Annotated in this window: 15 protein-coding genes; 7 read left to right on the top strand and 8 right to left on the bottom strand. The window is 71.0% G+C overall.

What is annotated here, in order from left to right; genetic code table 11:
* Window positions 1-154 precede the first annotated feature (154 nt).
* From CKY28_RS03250 to CKY28_RS03240, 3 genes are read right to left on the bottom strand one after another with little or no spacing between them, the layout of a single operon-like run.
* Complete coding sequence (locus CKY28_RS03250) at window positions 155-1927, bottom strand: DUF885 domain-containing protein (protein WP_095996932.1); 1773 nt, start codon at window positions 1925-1927, stop codon at window positions 155-157.
* Window positions 1928-1969: 42 nt separating this feature from the next.
* Window positions 1970-2413 (bottom strand): NfeD family protein, encoded by a 444-nt coding sequence (locus CKY28_RS03245; protein WP_095996931.1) that lies wholly within the window; start codon window positions 2411-2413, stop codon window positions 1970-1972.
* Window positions 2410-3399: an SPFH domain-containing protein gene (locus tag CKY28_RS03240; RefSeq protein ID WP_095996930.1), complete on the bottom strand. Its 990-nt coding sequence runs from the start codon at window positions 3397-3399 to the stop codon at window positions 2410-2412. The genes CKY28_RS03245 and CKY28_RS03240 overlap by 4 nt, the downstream gene beginning before the upstream one ends.
* 156 nt (window positions 3400-3555) lie before the next feature.
* On the opposite strand from CKY28_RS03240, the gene guaB reads away from it, so the two are divergent.
* The 3 genes from guaB to CKY28_RS03225 all read left to right on the top strand — a co-directional run bounded on the left by guaB (window position 3556) and on the right by CKY28_RS03225 (window position 6850).
* The gene (guaB, locus tag CKY28_RS03235; RefSeq protein WP_095996929.1) at window positions 3556-5013 is read left to right on the top strand and encodes an IMP dehydrogenase; all 1458 of its coding nucleotides are present in this window, start codon (window positions 3556-3558) and stop codon (window positions 5011-5013) included.
* 129 nt (window positions 5014-5142) lie between these two features.
* Window positions 5143-6312, top strand: coding sequence for an RsmB/NOP family class I SAM-dependent RNA methyltransferase (locus CKY28_RS03230; RefSeq protein ID WP_095996928.1), 1170 nt, complete (start codon window positions 5143-5145; stop codon window positions 6310-6312).
* 31 nt (window positions 6313-6343) lie between these two features.
* Window positions 6344-6850 (top strand): tetratricopeptide repeat protein, encoded by a 507-nt coding sequence (locus tag CKY28_RS03225; protein WP_095996927.1) that lies wholly within the window; start codon window positions 6344-6346, stop codon window positions 6848-6850.
* A gap of 8 nt (window positions 6851-6858) precedes the next feature.
* Here the strand turns inward: CKY28_RS03225 and CKY28_RS03220 are convergent, their stop codons facing one another.
* On the bottom strand, window positions 6859-7722 hold the full coding sequence (locus CKY28_RS03220; RefSeq protein ID WP_176472940.1) for a retroviral-like aspartic protease family protein: 864 nt from the start codon (window positions 7720-7722) through the stop codon (window positions 6859-6861).
* A 200-nt stretch (window positions 7723-7922) separates the two neighbouring features.
* Between CKY28_RS03220 and CKY28_RS03215 the strand changes: the two genes are divergently transcribed.
* A complete protein-coding gene (locus CKY28_RS03215; protein WP_095996925.1) occupies window positions 7923-9023 on the top strand; it encodes a sensor histidine kinase in 1101 nt (366 codons plus the stop codon).
* Window positions 9020-9775, top strand: a complete 756-nt coding sequence (locus CKY28_RS03210) for a LytR/AlgR family response regulator transcription factor (protein WP_095996924.1) — start codon at window positions 9020-9022, stop codon at window positions 9773-9775. Before CKY28_RS03215 ends, CKY28_RS03210 begins: the two co-directional genes overlap by 4 nt.
* Here the strand turns inward: CKY28_RS03210 and rsmA are convergent.
* The 4 genes from rsmA to CKY28_RS03190 form a co-directional block, all read right to left on the bottom strand.
* On the bottom strand, window positions 9772-10587 hold the full coding sequence (rsmA, locus tag CKY28_RS03205) for a 16S rRNA (adenine(1518)-N(6)/adenine(1519)-N(6))-dimethyltransferase RsmA (protein ID WP_095996923.1): 816 nt from the start codon (window positions 10585-10587) through the stop codon (window positions 9772-9774). The genes CKY28_RS03210 and rsmA overlap by 4 nt on opposite strands.
* A complete protein-coding gene (pdxA, locus tag CKY28_RS03200) occupies window positions 10584-11594 on the bottom strand; it encodes a 4-hydroxythreonine-4-phosphate dehydrogenase PdxA (protein WP_281253199.1) in 1011 nt (336 codons plus the stop codon). Before pdxA ends, rsmA begins: the two co-directional genes overlap by 4 nt.
* A gap of 1 nt (window position 11595) precedes the next feature.
* A complete protein-coding gene (locus tag CKY28_RS03195; RefSeq protein WP_095996922.1) occupies window positions 11596-12945 on the bottom strand; it encodes a peptidylprolyl isomerase in 1350 nt (449 codons plus the stop codon).
* Window positions 12946-13033: 88 nt separating this feature from the next.
* Window positions 13034-15277 (bottom strand): LPS-assembly protein LptD, encoded by a 2244-nt coding sequence (locus CKY28_RS03190; RefSeq protein WP_095996921.1) that lies wholly within the window; start codon window positions 15275-15277, stop codon window positions 13034-13036.
* Between the two features lie 161 nt (window positions 15278-15438).
* On the opposite strand from CKY28_RS03190, the gene CKY28_RS03185 reads away from it, so the two are divergent.
* Together CKY28_RS03185 and CKY28_RS03180 are read left to right on the top strand one after the other, a co-directional pair.
* Window positions 15439-16911, top strand: a complete 1473-nt coding sequence (locus CKY28_RS03185; protein ID WP_095997601.1) for a leucyl aminopeptidase — start codon at window positions 15439-15441, stop codon at window positions 16909-16911.
* Between the two features lies 1 nt (window position 16912).
* Entirely contained in the window at window positions 16913-17353 is a 441-nt protein-coding gene (locus tag CKY28_RS03180; RefSeq protein WP_095996920.1) for a DNA polymerase III subunit chi, read from the top strand.
* The last annotated feature ends 113 nt before the right edge of the window (window positions 17354-17466 follow it).

Here is a 17466-nt window from a genome sequence, read left to right as displayed (position 1 = left end):
CGTCGCTCGCTTCACTTCTTCCGTCACCCCGGGCTTGACCCGGGGTCCACGCGCGGCACGCCTGTTCTCGAAGGCGCTTTCCAACGATCGGACGCGCGTGGATGCCGGATCAAGTCCGGCATGACGGGAGTAAGGGTCGGTTAGGGACGGGACCTCAGCCCAACTCGCCCACGACCCCCGCCAGCACCGTCATCGGCACCGGCCCGGCCTGCACCACGGCGTCGTTGAAGGCGCGGCGGTCGTAGCGCGTACCCAGGCGCGCGCGGGTCGCGTCGCGCAGGCGCGCGATCTCCGAATGGCCGATCTTGTAAGCGCAGGCCTGGCCGGGCCATGCGCAGTAGCGGTCGACCTCGCTCTCGATCTCGCCGGGTTCCTGGCCGGTCGCCTCCGCGAACCAGCTCTTGGCCTGCTCGCGCGTCCAGCGCTTGTAATGGAGTCCGGTGTCGACGACGAGGCGCGCGGCGCGGAACGCCTGGGCCTGGAGATAGCCGAGCCGGCCTGCGGGATCGTCGGCGTAGAGGCCGACCTCGTCGGCGAGCTGTTCGGCGTAGAGCGCCCAGCCTTCCTGGTACGCGCTGAAGCCGAGCAGCGTACGGATGAGCGGCAGGCGATGCGCGTACTCGCCCTGCCACACATGGCCGGGGATCGCCTCGTGCATCGTCAGCGTCGGCAGGGTGAAGCGCGGGATGCTGCCCGGGTCGCGCAGATTGATCCAGAAGCGGCCGGGGATGGAGCCGTCGAGCGACCCCGCGCCGCCATAGGCGCCGGCCGCACCGGGCTCCTCGGCGGGCGGGATGCGGCGGACCTCGACGATGCCCTTGACGGGACGGCCGAACAGCTCGGGCAGCTTGGGCCGGATCGCCGCGATCTTGCTCTCGCAATAGGCGATGATCTGGGCGCGGCCGGCATCGTCTCCGGGGAAGAGGAAGCGCTTGTCCTGGCCCAGCGCGCGCATGCGCCGGCCGACGCCGCCGTCGGTATAGCCGAGCGGGCGAAGCAGCGCGTCCATCTGGGACTGGAGGTTCTTCAGCTCGTCCAGCCCCTGGGCGTGGATCTCGTCGGGGTCACGCGTCGTGGTGGTCGCGGCCTGGAGCGCCCAGCGGTAATAGGCCGGGCCGTCGGGCAGGCGATGCACGCCCGCCACGTCGCCCGCGCGGGCGCGCTGCTCGACGAGCGCGGCGATCTGGCGGTCGAGCGCGGGCAGGATGCGGGCGCGCGCGACCTCCGCGGCGCGGGCGCGGCGGTCCGGATATCTGGCGGCGAGCGTCGTCACGAGCGACCAGGAGGCGGGGTCGCCGCCGCGCGCGAGCCGGAGCTGCGCGATCGCCTTGTCGAGCAGGAAGGCGGGCGGGATCACGCCTTTGGCGGTCGCGTCGCGGAGACGCGCGGTCTCGCCGTCGAGCTGGCCGGCATAGGCCCCGAGGCGCGACAGGTAGGCGTCCGCGTCGGCGGGCGTCTCCAGCTTGTGCGTCGCTTCGAGCAGGCGGGCGATGTCGATATACGCGCCGACGTTCTGGATGACGACATAGGGGCTGTTGCGCCAGCCGCCGACATGGACGTCGCCGTAGCCGAACGCGTAGCCTCGGAGCGCGCTCTCATAGGCGGTGCGGACAACGTCGGCGTGGAGGCGCGTCTCGGCGTCGGCCGCGGCGAGCCCGTTCAGCCGGGCGACGTTGCGGCGGAGCATGGCGGTGATCGCCTGCTGCCCCGCAGGGCTCTTGTCGGTGAGCCGCGACCGGAGCGCCGCGCGCGCGCCGGTGTCGATGCCCAGCTCGGACGCGTCGGTGGGAAAGGCGCGGAGATAATCCTCAGCGACGGCGTCGAGGGCGGCTTTGGCGTCGCCCGCTTGCTCGGCGCGGGCGGGGAGGGCGACGAGCGCGAACGTCGCGCCGGAGGAGGCGAGAAGGGTGCGGCGGGTCAGGTGCATGGGCGGGTTGTGGCGGGTCGAGGCGGCGCTGTCGAGGGCGGGCTAGAGCGCCTCCACCACCAGCATCGCCCCGTCCACCGCGACGACGCGCACCCGCTCGCCCGCCACCGTCTCCGGCCCGCGGGCGAGCCAGACGGAGTCGCCGACGCGCACGCGGCCGCGGCCGTGCTCGATCGGGTCGACCACCGTCACCACCTGCCCGAGCAGGCGGGCGGCGCGGTCGTTCAAGAGGGCGTCGTCGCTCTCGACGGGGTTTTCGTGGTACCAGCGGCGGCCGACGAACACGGCGACGCCGCTCCACAGCGCGAACGAGACGAGCTGGCCGATAAGCGGCAGGTCGGGGACGGCGAGCAGGATCGCGCCGGTGATCGCCGCGGCGAACGCCACGAAGACGAGGAAGACGCCGGGCGCGAACAGCTCCGCGAGGCCCAGCGCGAGCGCGAGGAGGAACCACGCGCCCGCGCCGGACAGGTCGTCCAGGCTCACTGCTTGGGCAGCTCGAACGGCCCGCGGCGCGCGCCCGCTACTTGGGCTTGCGGCGTCTCAGGCGTCTGCGGCTTCGACGCGGAACCCAGCGCCTCCTTGGCGAGCTCGCCGATGCCGCCGAGCGTGCCGATCAGGTTGGTCGCCTCGACGGGGAACAGGATCGTCTTGGCGTTGGGCGAGGTCGCGAACTTGCCGACCGCCTCCACGTATTTCTGCGCGACGAAATAGTTGATCGCCTGCGTGCCGCCGCGCTGGATCGCGTCGGAGACGACCTCGGTCGCCTTGGCCTCCGCCTCGGCGGCGCGCTCGCGGGCCTCGGCGTCGCGGAAGGCGGACTCGCGGCGGCCCTCCGCCTCCAGGATGCGCGCCTGCTTCTGGCCTTCGGCGCGCAGGATCTCGGAGGCGCGGCTGCCCTCGGCTTCGAGGATGTTGGCGCGCTTCTCGCGCTCGGCCTTCATCTGGCGCGCCATGGCGTTGACGATGTCGGTCGGCGGGCGGATGTCCTTAATCTCGACGCGGGTGATCTTGACGCCCCAAGGATCGGTGGCGTGGTCGACAACGGACAGGAGCCGCGCGTTGATCTCGTCGCGCTTGGACAGGGTCTCGTCGAGGTCCATCGAGCCCATGACGGTGCGCAGGTTGGTGGTGGTGATCTGCTGGAGCGCGATCATCAGGTCGGCGACCTCATAGGCGGCCTTGGCGGGATCGAGCACCTGGAAGAAGACGACGCCGTCGGTCGAGACCATCGCGTTGTCGCGCGTGATGATCTCCTGGCCGGGGATGTCGATCACCTGCTCCATCATGTTCACGCGCCGGCCCACGCGGTAGAAGAAGGCCGGGTAGAAGTTGAAGCCGGGCCGGGCGACGGTGGTGAAGCGGCCGAAATGCTCGATCGTGTACTGGTAGCCCTGGCGCACGATCTTGATCGACGCGAACAGGTACAGGAGCACTAGCGCTACGAGTAGCGCGACGACGGCGACGCCCATGATTCTCTCCCCTCGGTATGTCGCCGGGATCATAGCCGCGCGGCACGTAACCAACACGGAAATTCGAGAGCTGCTCGTGGACCGGCGCGGGCACTAGCCGCCGACGCGGCCAGTGGTTACATGGCGCGCCACTCTCCACCGCGGGCGGCGCAAACCATGGACATCCGGCTAGGCCTCACTTTCGACGACGTGCTCCTGTACCCGGCGGAGTCGGAGGTGCTGCCCAGCCAGGCAGACACGCGGACGCGGGTGACGCGCGGGATCGCGCTGGAGATCCCGGTGCTGTCCGCCGCGATGGACACCGTGACCGAGGCCGAGATGGCGATCGTCATGGCGCAGTTGGGTGGGATCGGCGTGCTCCACCGCAACCTGTCGGTCGAGCAACAGGTCGCCGCCGTCCGCCAGGTGAAGCGGTTCGAGTCGGGCATGGTCGTCAACCCGATCACGATCGCGCCGGACGCGACGCTGGCGGACGCGCAGCGGATCATGGCGGAGAACCGGATCAGCGGCATTCCCGTCGTCGAGCGGGACGGCAAGCTCTGCGGCATCCTGACCAACCGCGACGTGCGCTTCGCCGAGAACCCGCGCCAGCCCGTGTCCGAGCTGATGACGCGCGAGGACCTGGCGGTCGTATCGGCGGACGTGGGGCAGGAGGAAGCGCGGCGGCTGCTCCACCAGCGGCGGATCGAGAAGCTGCTGGTGGTGGACGACGCGTACCGCTGCGTGGGCCTGATCACGGTCAAGGACATCGAAAAGGCGGTGCTCAACCCGAACGCGACCAAGGATGCGGCGGGGCGGCTGCGCGTCGCCGCGGCGTCGACGGTGGGCGACAAGGGTTTCGAGCGGACGGAGGCGCTGGTCGACGCCGAGCTCGACCTGCTCGTCATCGACACGGCGCACGGCCACAACCGAGACGTCAGCCGCGCGGTGGAGCGCGTGAAGAAGCTGTCCAACTCGGTGCAGGTGATCGCGGGCAACGTCGCGACCGCCGACGCGACGCGGGCACTGATCGACGCGGGGGCTGACGGCGTGAAGGTCGGCATCGGCCCGGGCTCGATCTGCACCACGCGCGTCGTGGCAGGCGTGGGCGTGCCGCAGCTGACGGCGGTGATGGACTGCGCGGAGGCGGGGCTGAAGGCGGGCGTGCCGGTAATCGCCGACGGCGGTCTGCGCACGTCGGGCGACCTCGCCAAGGCGCTCGCGGCGGGCGCGTCGGCGTGCATGGTGGGCTCGCTGCTCGCGGGAACCGAGGAGGCGCCGGGCGAGACGTTCCTGTACCAGGGCCGCGCTTATAAATCGTACCGCGGGATGGGCTCGGTCGGCGCGATGGCGAAGGGATCGGCAGACCGCTACTTCCAGCAGGACATCAAGGACCAGCTCAAGCTGGTGCCGGAGGGGATCGAGGGGCAGGTGCCGTACAAGGGCCCGGCCAAGGACGTGATCCACCAGCTCGTCGGCGGCGTGAAGGCGGCGATGGGCTATACCGGCAGCCGCACGCTGGAGGACCTGCGCGGGCGGTCGCAGTTCGTCCGCATCACGGGCGCGGGGCTGAAGGAGAGCCACGTCCACGACGTGACGATCACGCGGGAAGCGCCGAACTATCCGACGCGTTGATCCTATCCCTCTCCCCTCTGGGGAGAGGGTGCCGAGCGTAGCGAAGGCGGGAGAGGGGCAGGAGCTGGCGATGCGGTGACGCACTGCCCCTCTCCCCGGCCCTCTCCCCAGAGGGGAGAGGGAGAAGAAGTGACGCCGGCAGCATGTACCCAAGCTGCGATCGAGCTCATCGACCAGATCACCGCCGCCGCGCGCGAGGGCGGGGCGGCGGCGGATACGGTGGTGCAGCGCTACTTCGCGCAGCGGCGCTACGCCGGGTCGAAGGACCGGCGGGCGGTGCGCGAGCTGGTGTTCGCGGCGATTCGCGCGTGCGGCGAGGCGCCGGCGAGCGGGCGGGCGGCGGTGCTGGCGCTGGGCGACCCGGCGGTCGAGGCGACGTTCGACGGGAGCGCGCATGGGCCGAGGCCGATCGCGCCGGGCGAGCCGGTCGCCACGCGGGGGATCGCGCCGGGCTGGCTCCTCGACAAGCTAGCGGCGTCGGGACTGGACGAGGCGGAGGGGGCGGCGCTGGTCGAGCGAGCGCCGCTCGACGTGCGGGTGAACCGGTTGCGGGCCGATCCGGACGAGATCGCGGGACGACTGCCGGGGGCGGAGGCGGTTCCCGGATTGCCGGCCGCGCTCAGGCTACCGGCGGGGACGGACGTGACCCCGCTCGCAGGGCTCGTCGAGGTGCAGGACGCTGGTAGCCAGGCGGTAACGCTCGCAGCGCAGGCCGAGCCGGGCCAGCGGATTGTCGATCTATGCGCTGGTGGGGGCGGCAAGACGTTGGCGCTCGCCGCGACGATGCGGAACGAGGGGCTGATCCTCGCGACCGACGCCGATCGAGGGCGGCTGAGTAATCTCCGACCTCGGGCGGAGCGGGCGGGGATATCGATCGTGGAGACGCGGCTGCTCAAACCCGGACGCGAGCTGGACGCGCTGGAGGACTGGCGCGGCGCGGCGGATTGCGTGCTGGTGGATGCGCCCTGTTCCGGAACGGGCACGTGGCGGCGCAACCCCGAAGCACGCTGGCGGCTGACGCCCGAGCGGCTCGCGCGACTGGTCAAGACGCAGGCGCACCTGCTCGACGTCGCGGCCGAGCTGGTCAGGCCCGGCGGCGCGCTGGTGCACATCGTCTGCTCGCTGCTCGACGAGGAGGGGCGGGGACAGGTCGACGCGTTCCTTGCCGCGCATCCGGACTGGCGCGCGGAGGCGTTGAACCTGCCGGTCGGACGCCCACATGGGGCCGGACTGCGGCTCAGCCCGGCGCGGGACCGTACCGACGGATTTTTCGTCGCGCGGCTCCGGCGTGCGTGCTAGCCCTGGTCCTGTGCCCCATTCGGAGACGATCATGCGTGTTTCGTCCGTCGCCATTGCCGCAACCCTGGCGCTGGCGTCGATCTCCACCTCGTTGAGCGGGCAGCGGCCCGACGATCAGATCAATCCCAAATCGGTCGAGCTCCTGGCGCAGGCGCGCGCCGCGCGGGCGGCGGGCGACCTGGAGCGCGCCACCGACCTCCTGGAGACCGCGGTCGTCGTCGACCCGCGCAACCGCGCCGCGTTCGTGATGCTGGCCGGCGTGGCCGACGCACGCGACCTGCCGGGCAAGGCGATCCGCCTCTATCGCGAGGCGCTGCTGCTCGAGCCGAACGACACCGCCGCGCTGCGCGGGCAGGGCGAGGCGCTGGTCCGCAAGGGCGCGGTGAATCAGGCCCAGCAGAACCTCGCCAAGATCAAGACGCTGTGCAAGGGCACGTGCCCGGACGCGGGAGCGCTGGCGGCGGTGATCGCCAAAGGTCCGCCGTTGACCACGGCCGCGGCGACGACAGTGCCGCCCAAGCCCGAGGCGAGCAACTAAGCGACCGCTCAGCGGGCGATGTGGAGCTGCCCGCGCGGATGGTCGATGACGATCCGCCGGTCGGCGAAGGCGTCGATACCTAAGATCATCGCCGGGCCGTTGCCCATGCCGACCAGGGCGAAGATGGGCAGGTCGGCGATCCGTACCTTCGCCGCAGGCCGCTGATACTCGCCGACGGCGACTTCGAACGTCGTGGAGGCGGTCGGGGTGGCATGTCGGCTCACGCCTTTCGCCTCGCCGCCCGATGACAGGCCGGGGGTGTCCGGCGTCACGCCCGCCAGCCTCGCCGCCGCCCAGTTCACGAAGGTGGCGCGCGCGCCTGTGTCGAGGATGGCGGGCACCGGCTTCCCGTTCAGCATCACGGTCACCCGCGGCGCGCGGGCGGCGTCGAGCGTGAACGGTACGGGCGGCAGCGTGCCGCGGAGCATGGTGGGCGTGGGCGCGTCGAGCAGCGACCAGCGGCGGCCTGGTGCGTCGATCTCCAGCGCGTAGGTGCTCACCACGTCCGCGCCGAGTACGCCGTCGACGCCCAGCGCGTCCACAGGACCGGCGGGCAGCAGAAAGGCGGGCAGGTCGCGAAAGGTGCGGCCGTGCGCGACGAACCGGGGCAGCTTGGCGATCTGGGTCGTCGTCCGGCCCGAGGCGGCGTTGAGTGGCGCATCGGCGGCGTCCCGTCGCAACTCGGGCAGCTGGTCGGCGAGGCGCGGCAGGAGGCTGGTGTTGCTCGCCGCCGTGTCGATGACGAAGCGGTACGGGCCGCGGTCGCCGAGACGGACCTGGGCGACTGGATGGCCGGTCGGCAGCACCTCCAGCGGTTCGGCGGTGGCCGGCACGGCGGCGGCGAGGAGTAGGGCGGGAACGAGCTTGCGCATGGCGGGCCTCATTGGCTGGAGCGATGAGCGGCCTCTGCCACGACGGGCCCACGCCCACGCCCGCGCCGCGCCGACCCCGCGACGAACGCCGATCGCCGCGACGAAGCCGGACGCCCGCGCGACGGGGCGGGACGCGCCCGGCGGGCGCGTGCGCTAGAACTGGCGGCGTTCCCTCCGACTCGCTTAGGGTGTGACCCGCGATGCGCCTCAATTCCGAAACCCGGCAGGCCGCCTGGCTCACCGTCGCCACCTGGGCGCTGTCGGGTACGCTCTACCTCATCCCGTATCGGCTGTTTCAGGGCGGGCCGGGCGCGTATGTCGCGCTCTCGGTCACAAACATCTGCACCATGGGCGCGATCCTGTCGGCCGGGGTGTATTTCGCCGTGCGCCGCGTCCGGCGGCTGAGCGCGCCCGCGCGCCTGGCGACGCTGGCGGGCGCGGTGATGGCCGCCTCCGCCGTTCTCGCGCTCTATGACGCGGGCACGAGCGTGGTGCTGCGCGACCTGATCGATCACTCGGCCAAGCCCGCATCGTTCGGGATGCGCGCCACCACCAACTTCGTGGCGCTGGTGTGGCAGTTCGCGCTGCTCGGCGCGGCGTTCACCGTGCTGGAGGCGAACAACCTCGGACGCGCCCGAGAGCGGGAGCTGGCCGAGGCGCGCGAAGCCGCCGCCCAGGCCGAGGCGGCCGCCAGCGCCGCCCGGCTCGCGGCGCTACGCTATCAGCTCAACCCGCACTTCCTGTTCAATACGCTGAATGCGGTGAGCTCGCTCGTCGTGACGCGCCGCACGGCCGAGGCGGACGAGATGCTGTCCAAGCTGTCCGGCTTCCTCCGCGCGACGCTCGCGGCTGATCCGGAAGGCCTGACGAGCGTCGAGGACGAGCTGGCGACGCTGCAGCATTATCTCGAGATCGAGGCCGTCCGCTTTGACGATCGCCTCGCCGTCGAGTTCAGCTGTCCGCCCGACTTGAACGACGCCCTGCTCCCCAGCTTCCTGCTGCAGCCGCTGGTCGAGAACGCGATTAAATACGCCGTCGCGCCCGCCAACCGGCCGGTGATGGTGCGCGTCGAGGTGGCGCGCGATGCGGACGACCTGCTGCTAATGGTGGAGGACGACGGCGACGGGGCGGCGGAGGTGAAGCCCGGCACGGGCGTGGGCCTCGCCAACATACGCCAGCGGCTGGCCGTGCTCTACGGCGCCCGCGGCTCGCTGGAGGCGGTGCGGCGCGAGCGCGGGTTCCTGGCGATCGTCCGGCTGCCGCTCCAGCGCCGCGTCGCAAGCCTGGCGAGGGTCGCGTGAGCGCGCTCCGCATCCTCCTAGTCGACGACGAGCAGCTCGCGCTCGACCGGCTCCAGGCGCTGATCGGCGACCTGGACGCGGTCGAGGTGGCCGGCGTCGCGCGCAACGGGACGGAGGCGTCCGAGCGGATCGCGGCGCTCGCGCCCGACCTGGTGCTGCTCGACATCTCCATGCCCGGCAAGAGCGGGCTGAAGGTCGCGGCCGACCTGCCCGCGGAGAAGCGGCCGGAAATCGTGTTCGTCACCGCGTTCGAGCAATACGCCCCCGACGCGTTCGACGTGGAGGCGGCGGACTATTTGTTGAAGCCCGTCCGCCTCGACCGGCTGCGTCAGGCGGTGGAACGGGCGCGGCGGAGGCGGGCGATGCGCGAGGCCGCCGAGCGCGCCTGGGCGGCCGCGCCAACGCCTCAGGGGTCTGGACATGCCGAGGCGATTTGGGTGCAGGTCCGCGGCGGGCGCGTGCGGCTGCCCATCGACATGATCGACTGGATCGAGGCGGCGAAGGACTATGTGATGCTGCACACGCCGACGCGCAGCTACATTCACCGCATTTCGATGACGGCGCTGGAGGAGCTGCTCGACCCGGCGCAGCTGATGCGGGTGCACCGCTCGACGTTCGTGCGCCCGGCGCAGGTCGCGGGGGTGCAGCGGCTCGGCAAGGGACTGATCGCGCTGGAGATGAAGGACGGTGCGGTGGTCCAGGTCGGGCCGAGCTACGTCCGCGCGGTGCTGGAGCGGCTGAGGCTAGATTAGCTCAGCACCCGCGCGATCTCCACCCACTCGGCGACCGACACCGTCTCGGCGCGGCGGGTCGGGTCGATGCCGGCCCGTTTCGCCGCCTCGATCGCGCCCGCCATGCCTTTGAGCGACTGCCGAAGCATCTTGCGGCGCTGGCCGAAGGCGGCGGCGGTGAGGCGTTCGAGCACGAGCGGGTCGACGCCGCCCGGCTGATCGGCGGGCGTGATATGGACCACTGCGGACATGACCTTGGGCGGCGGCGTGAAGGCGGAGCGGTGCACCGGCATCGCAATCCGGGCGTGCGCGCGCCATTGGGCGAGCACCGCCAGGCGGCCGAAGGCGTCCGAGCCGACGGGGGCGACGATGCGCTCGGCGACCTCGCGTTGGAACATGAGCGTCAGCGACTCCCACCAGGGCGGCCACCCGCCGGTGAGCCAGCCGACGAGGAGCGCGGTGCCGACATTATAGGGCAGGTTGGACGCGATGTGCGGACGTCCGTCGAACAAGGACGGCGCGTCGATCTCCAGCGCGTCGCCCTCGATCACGCGCAAGCGGCCGGGATAGGCGTCCGAGAGTTCGGCGAGCGCGGGAATGCAGCGGCGGTCGCGCTCGATCGCGGTGACGCGCGCGCCGGCCGCCAGCAGCGCGCGGGTGAGGCCGCCGGGGCCGGGGCCGACCTCCAGCACCTCGGCGTCCGTCAGGTCGCCCGGCACGGCGGCGATGCGCGCGAGGAGCTGACCGTCGAAGAGGAAGTTCTGGCCCAGCGCCTTAGACGCGGAGAGGCCGTGCCGCGCGACGACCTCGCGCAGCGGGGGGAGGGCGGTCACGTCGACGCGGACGCGGCGCGGCGCTCGGCGGCTTCGTGCGCCATGGCGATGGCGGCGATCATCGCGCCGGGGTGGGCCTGGTCGCGGCCGGCGATGGGGAAGGCGGTGCCGTGGTCAGGGCTGGAGCGCACGATTGGCAGCCCCAGCGTGAAGTTCACGCCGTCGTCGAAGTGGAGCGTCTTGATCGGCACCAGCGCCTGGTCGTGGTAGCAGCAGATCGCCACGTCGTAGCGCGCGCGGGCGCGTTCGTGGAACATAGTGTCGGCGGACAACGGCCCGACCACGTCCACGCCCTCGTCGCGCAGCGCGGCGATCGCGGGCTCCAATATGTCGATCTCCTCGCGCCCGATCGCGCCGTCCTCGCCCGCGTGCGGGTTGAGGCCGGCGAAGGCGAGGCGCGGCTCGGCGATGCCGAAATTCTTGCGCAGGCCGCGCACCGTCGCGCGCGCTTTCGCGAGGACGAGGTCGACCGAGAGCGTGCCCGGTACCTGGGCGAGCGGGATGTGCGTGGTGATCGGCACGACGCGCAAGGTGGGGCCGGCGAGCAGCATGACCGCGTTACTCTTCGACACGCCGCAGCGCTCGGCGACGAATTCGGTCTGGCCGGGGTGGGTGAAGCCGATCTTGTAAAGCTGCGACTTGCTGACCGGCCCCGTCACCAGACCCCGCGCGGCGCCCGAGCGGGCGAGGCCCACCGCCATCTCCAGCGACATGAGCGCACAACGGGCACCCTCCAAGTCGGGCTGGCCGGGCGTGATCTCGCCCGCGTCCTCCACGGTCAGGACGGGCAGCGCGAGGTCGAACATCTCGCTCGCCTGCGCCAGGTCGAGCACGGGCGCGACCGGGCCCGGCCAGACGCGCTGCACCGCGCGGACGTCGCCCACGGCAACGAAGGGCGGCAGCTTGCGCTCGGCGCGCTGAGCCCAGGCTTTGGCGACGATCTCCGGCCCGACGCCCGCCGGGTCGCCCATGGCGACGACGAGCGGAGGGCGGCCGGACTGCGTCAAGTCAGCGATACTCGACGATCGCGTCGCGGCGCAGGTCGCGCAGCTTCTGCTGCGCGCGCAGGTTGACGCGCGCCTGTTCGAGCTGGTTCTGCACCTGCTCGACCGAGGGGAGCTGGGCGCTCTGCGCGTCGTCGCGGCCGCACAGCACCAGCGCGCGCACGCCTTCCTGCGGCGTGCCGAAGGGCGGCGTGCTCTGACCGACTTGCAGGTTCAGCATGATTTCCTGAAGCTGCGCCGGCAGGTCGCGGATGCGGACCGTGTCATTGTCGACGACCTCCGCGCCGAGCTTCGCGGCGAGCTGGTCGACGGTGCCGCAGCCGCGGAGCGCGCGCGTCGCTTCCGCGAAGGCGGCGGCGCGCTGCGTAGCCTGCGCCTGCGTCACGCCTTCCGGGAAGCGCACGGTCAGCTGCTTCAGGCTGAGCCGGGCGTTGCGCGGGTCGGCGGTCAGCACCTGGCGCTTGTCGGTCAGGTACAGGATCGAGAAGCCGCCCGGCACCTCGACGGGGCCGGCGACCTGCCCGACCTGCATCTGCGCGGCGGCCTGCGCGATCTCAGGAGGTAGCGTCTCGGCGCGGACCCAGCCCAGATCGCCGCCCGTGGACCGCGTCGTCGCCTCCGAGAAGTTACGCGCGTAATAGGCGAACGGCTGCTGCTGCTTGCCGATCTCCTGCATAATCCGTTGCGCGTTCGCGGCTCCTTCCGCAGCGCGCTCGGGCGGGGCGGCGATGTAGATCTCCTGGAGGTTGTACTCGGTCGCGCCTTTCGACTGCTCGATGCGCTGGAGGATGGACTTGACCTCCTCCTCGCCGACATTGGTCAGCGGCTCGATCTGGCGGCGGAGATAGCGCTGCCACGCCAGCTCGCCCTCGATCTGGCGACGTAGCGAGCGCTCGGAGGAGCCGTTCTGGCGCAGGTACTGCGTGAACTGCGCGGGGCTTTGCTTGAAGTTCTGAGCGACGCGGTTGTAGCTCTGGTTGAGCTCGGCGGGCGTCACCGTGATCTCCTTGGACGCCGCCTCCTGGATCTGCAGCGTCTCGTCGATCAGCTGGCGCAGCACCTGCAGCTTCAGCCGCTCGCGCTCCTCGCCCGCGATCTTGGTGTTGTTCGCCGCCTCGATCAGCGCCACGCGCTGGTCGACGTCGGTGCCCGTGATCACGGTATCGTTGACGATCGCCGTCGCCTTGCGGACGTTGGGATCGACCTTGCCGAAAATCTGCAGGTTGGACGGGATGTTCAGCCCGCCCGTATCGGGCACGCTGTTGTCCTGGACCGTCTGCGCCCAGCCCGCGCCCGCCAGACCGATCGCCAGCGACACGGCGGCGACATGCGCCTTGAACACGAGATGCTTCACGTCTTTTCCAACCCCACGAATGACTTAGGCGATAAAGGGGCCTGCCCCCGCCGGCCGCCCTGCTAGTCGCGATACGCTGAACCTGCGCTTAGCGGCCCAGGTTGGTCAAGGAAAGGGTGAGGAGGAACCCGTTCCCGCTGCGCGCGTCGCCGGTCGCCTGGTAGAAGCGGCGCCAGGTGAAGCCGAGGCGGAGGCAGTCGTCCTCGTACTGGACGCCCAAACGGTGGCGGATCGGGTCGAAGCCGTCGGACAGCGACAGCACGTCCTCGTCGCGGTTGGTGAGGTCCACGACGGCGGAGCCGAAGGCCGACCAGAAGCGCGCGAACTGAACCCGGCCCGCCACGCGCACCTCCTCGCGGTCGCGCAGGTCCTCGTTGGCGAGGTCGATGTCGCGGTTGAGGCGGAGATAGCCGACGAGCGCGTAGGTGTCGCGCGTGCCGATCGCCGCGTCCAACTCGTTCCGGCGTATCGCCAGATTGTCCTTATCGAGGCGAAAGCGGTGGGTGAGTGAGACGAAGTCGCGAAAGCGGACCTCGGTGCGGCCCACATAGTCGGAGAACTGGTCGGAAAGTCCCGTTCCTTCCGGCAAGATGCTTGGCCGGTCGACGAGGCGGTAGCTCTGGCCGACGACCGCGTCGACGGCGACGCCCGGCAGCGTGGCGATCCATTGCAGCCCGTAGGTGACGCGCGACGAGTCCTCGAAGCGGTCGTAACCGGGAAAGCGGTTGAGCGCGAAGAGGTTGGAGTCCTCCAGGTCGATCGCGCGTGCGTCCTCGTTGGGGATGTCGAGGTTGCGGATGCGCGGGGAGGCGACGAGCTGCACGCGCGGGATCAGCCGCTGCGTGCCGTTCATGAACCGGCCGATGAAGGGCCAGCGCACGTCCACCGCCGCCGCCCCGATCGCGCGGCCAGTGAAGCCCTCGTTCCCGCGATAGTTGACGACGGTCGTGGAGAGCGTGTCGTTCGTGTGGTAGGCGTCGGCGCGGGCGTAGCCGGTGAACGTCACCTCCTGGCCCAAGGTCGTGATGCGCCTGAGGTCCCAGCGGAGCGAGGCAAACGCGCGCTGCGTGTCCTGGCCGGCGGTACGGGTCAGCGCCAGCGTGTTGAGCTGCGCCTCGAACCGGCCGCCGAGCCAGGGGTCGGCGAAGCGGCGGCGATAGTCGATCTCGGGCAGGGCGATCGGCTGCAGACCTTGCGGGTCCGCGACGCGGAGCGTCTGCACCGCCCAGCCGGTGAAGGACAGGTAGCTGTCGGCGTCGATCCGCTCGAGCCGCGCGGTGTTGCGCAGGCGGTCGTCGCGCGAAATGTCGTAGCGGCGCAGGAAGGTGCGGTCGCTGGCTATCCGGAGCGAGCCGCTGGCCGACCAGTTGGGCGACAGCTGATAGCGCGCGACGCCGTCGAGATAACCGCGCAGCGCCATGTCGCGGTCGGTCGGCTGCTGCACGACCAAGTCGTCGCTGCGGCGGCTCGCGGTGATGTAGCCCGTCAGCCGGAACGCGCCGAGCTCATCGAGCTGCCGGTATTCGGTGCGTAGCATCGGCAGCACGTGCGAGAAGACGGTAGGCGCGACCGTCAGCCCGCGGTTCGGGGCCAGACGGAAATAATAGGGCGTGGTAACCTCCACGCCGTTCGCCCGGCTGTAACCGATGTCGGGGCTCAGGAAGCCGTTGTCGCTTCCCCCGCCGACCGTGGTCGAAAAGCTGGGAAGCGGGATGACGGGCAGCCCGAACAAGTGGAAGCGCGGGCGACTGAAATAGACGCGGCTACGGTCGGGACGATACACGATGCGGACCGCGGTGACCTTCCAGCTCGGCTCCTTGGGCCGACAGTCTTCCTGGTCCACGACGGGGCAGGGCGTGTAAGCCGCCTGCTCGACGGAGACGACGCCGTTCTCGTCGCGCGTTCCGCGTACAGCGGCGAGCCGGCCGCCCTCGTCGAGCACGACCAGGATATTCTCCACCACGCCATCGCGAAGTGAGTCGGTCAGCTCGATCGAGTCGCCGTAAGCTACGTCGCCCTGCGGGTTGGTGACGGCGACGTTGCCGGTCGCGACGACCTGGCCGGTGCGGCGATTGTAGACGACGCGGTCGGCGCGAAGGCGGTTGCCCTCGCGCGCCAGCCGCACCTCGCCGACCGCGGTGACGACGTCCGCCTCCGTGTCGTACTCCAGCCGGTCGGTGCTGAAGGTGATCTGCTCGTCGGACGCGGGCGAGGCGATCTCGACGGCGGTGGGCGGATCGGCGGGGCGGTCCTGCAGATCCTGCGCGTGCGCCTCGGCGGCGCAGAGCAGCGCAAGCGTGGTCGCCAGGACGGATGAACGCGGAACGGTCAGGAGGTTCGCCCTTTAGATCGGCGCGGCCGCCCTGATCGGCCGCGCTGGTGGCCCGCCTATCGCATCGCGGGCACTTCGCCGCAATCCGGTGGTTTGACTGGCGGTCGCTTGGGCCTAGAGGGCAGGCCCTTACCGGTTACGAGGCTCATCGACACGTGACGATCCAGATCCAGTTCCAGCCGCAACTTCCTGAAGATGCCCGCATCGTCGTGCTGCCGATCGAGAAGGACGGCCTGTCACGCACCGTCTTGAGCGGGCGCGAGGCCGTGCGCGCCATCGCCGAGGGCGCGGCGGCGGCGAACCGCTTCGACGGCGAGGCCGGCAAGCTCGTCGAGCTGTTCGTAGGCGAAGGCGAGGTGCGTCACCTCGTGCTGCTCGGTGTCGGGTCGGGTGACGAGCCGGATTGGGAGAAGGCCGGCGGAGCGCTCACCGCGCGCTTCCTCAGCTCGGGCGCGGCGGAGGTCGCTGTGGATCTGTCCGCGCTTGCGACGGCGCCGGCGGCCAAGTCGGTCGCGCGCTTCGCGGGTGCGGCGGCGCAGCGGGGCTGGCAGTACAACGTGTACCGCACCAAGCTGCCCGAGACGTCCAAGCCGACGCTGGAGCGCGTGGTGATCGCCGCCGCGCCCGACGGCACGGAGGCCGAGGCGGGCAAGCAGGCTGCCGTGACAGAGGGCCTGGCGCTCACCAAGATGCTCGTGACCGAGCCGCCCAACATCATCTACCCCGAAAGCTTCGTCGAGCGCGTCCGCCGCGAGACGGAGGGGCTGGGCCTGGAGATCAGCGTGCTGGGCGAGGCCGAGATGCGCGAGCTCGGCATGGGCGCGCTGCTCGCGGTCAGCCAGGGCTCGGTGCGCCAGGGCCAGCTGCTCGTGATGCGCTGGCAGGGTGCGGGTGAGGGCGACCCCGCCGTCGCGCTCGTCGGCAAAGGCGTGACGTTCGACACGGGCGGCATCTCCCTCAAGCCCGGCGCGGGCATGGAGGACATGAAGTGGGACATGGGCGGCGCGGGCGCCGTCGCGGGCGCGATGAAGGCGCTAGCCGGGCGTAAGGCGAAGGCCAACGTCGTCGGCGTATGCGGGCTGGTCGAGAACATGCCCGACGGCGGCGCGACGCGGCCGAGCGACGTGGTCACCTCCATGTCCGGCCAGACAATCGAGATCCTCAACACCGACGCGGAAGGGCGGCTGGTGCTCGCCGACGCGATCACCTGGGTGCAGCGCACGCACAAGGTGAAGACGGTGGTCGACCTCGCCACGTTGACGGGCGCGATGATCGTGAGCCTCGGCAACGAATATGCCGGCCTGTTCTCGAACGACGACGGCTTAGCCGAGCAGCTGACCGCGGCGGGGCTGGCGACGGGCGACAAGCTGTGGCGCTTCCCGCTGTCGGCGACGTACGACAAGATGATCGACAGCCCCATCGCCGACATGAAGAACATCGGCGGCAAGGGCGCGGGCTCGATCACGGCGGCGCAGTTCATCCAGCGCTTCGTGGAGGATGGCGTGAAATGGGCGCACCTCGACGTGGCCGGCATGGTCTGGTCCGACAAGCCCGGCGCGACCCATGACAAGGGCGCGACGGGCTACGGCGTGAAGCTGCTCGACCGCTTCATCGCCGACAATTTCGAGGGCTGATCTGCAGGTCGACTTCTACCACCTGACCGCCACGCCGCTCGAACGCGTGCTGCCCGTCATCGCCGAGCGCGTGCTGGCGGGCGGTGGGCGGCTGCTGATCGTCGACGCGGACGAGGGGCGTCGGGAGCGGCTCGACCGGGTGTTGTGGGAGTATGCCCGCGACAGCTTCCTCCCCCACGCGCTCGCGGGAGCGGGAGAAGATGCGGGGCAGCCCGCGCTGATCGCGCCGGAGCCGGAGGCGGGCAACGACGCCCGCAACGTCGCGCTCGCCGATGGCCGATGGCGCGACGAGGCGCTCGGCTTCGAACGGGCGTTCCTGTTCTTCGACGAGGAACGCGTCGCGGACGCGCGGACGGCATGGAAGAGCTTGGCCGAGCGCGAGGGCGTCACGCGCAACTACTGGAAGCAGAAACCCGGCGGCAGCTGGGAGAAGGCGGCCTGACCCTTTCTCGCCCCCCCCCCCCCCCCCCCCCCCCCCCACACGGGGGGGGGGGGACCAGCGCGCGCGCTCCCCTCCCCCCCCCTCGCGCCCGCGCCGCCCCCCGCCACCACCCA

The sequence above is a fragment of the Sphingomonas lenta genome, assembly GCF_002288825.1.
In the GTDB taxonomy this organism is placed as follows: Bacteria; Pseudomonadota; Alphaproteobacteria; order Sphingomonadales; family Sphingomonadaceae; genus Sphingomonas; species Sphingomonas lenta.
The sequence above is the reverse complement of the archived record's forward strand: the minus strand, read 5'-3'. Positions and strand labels throughout refer to the sequence as shown.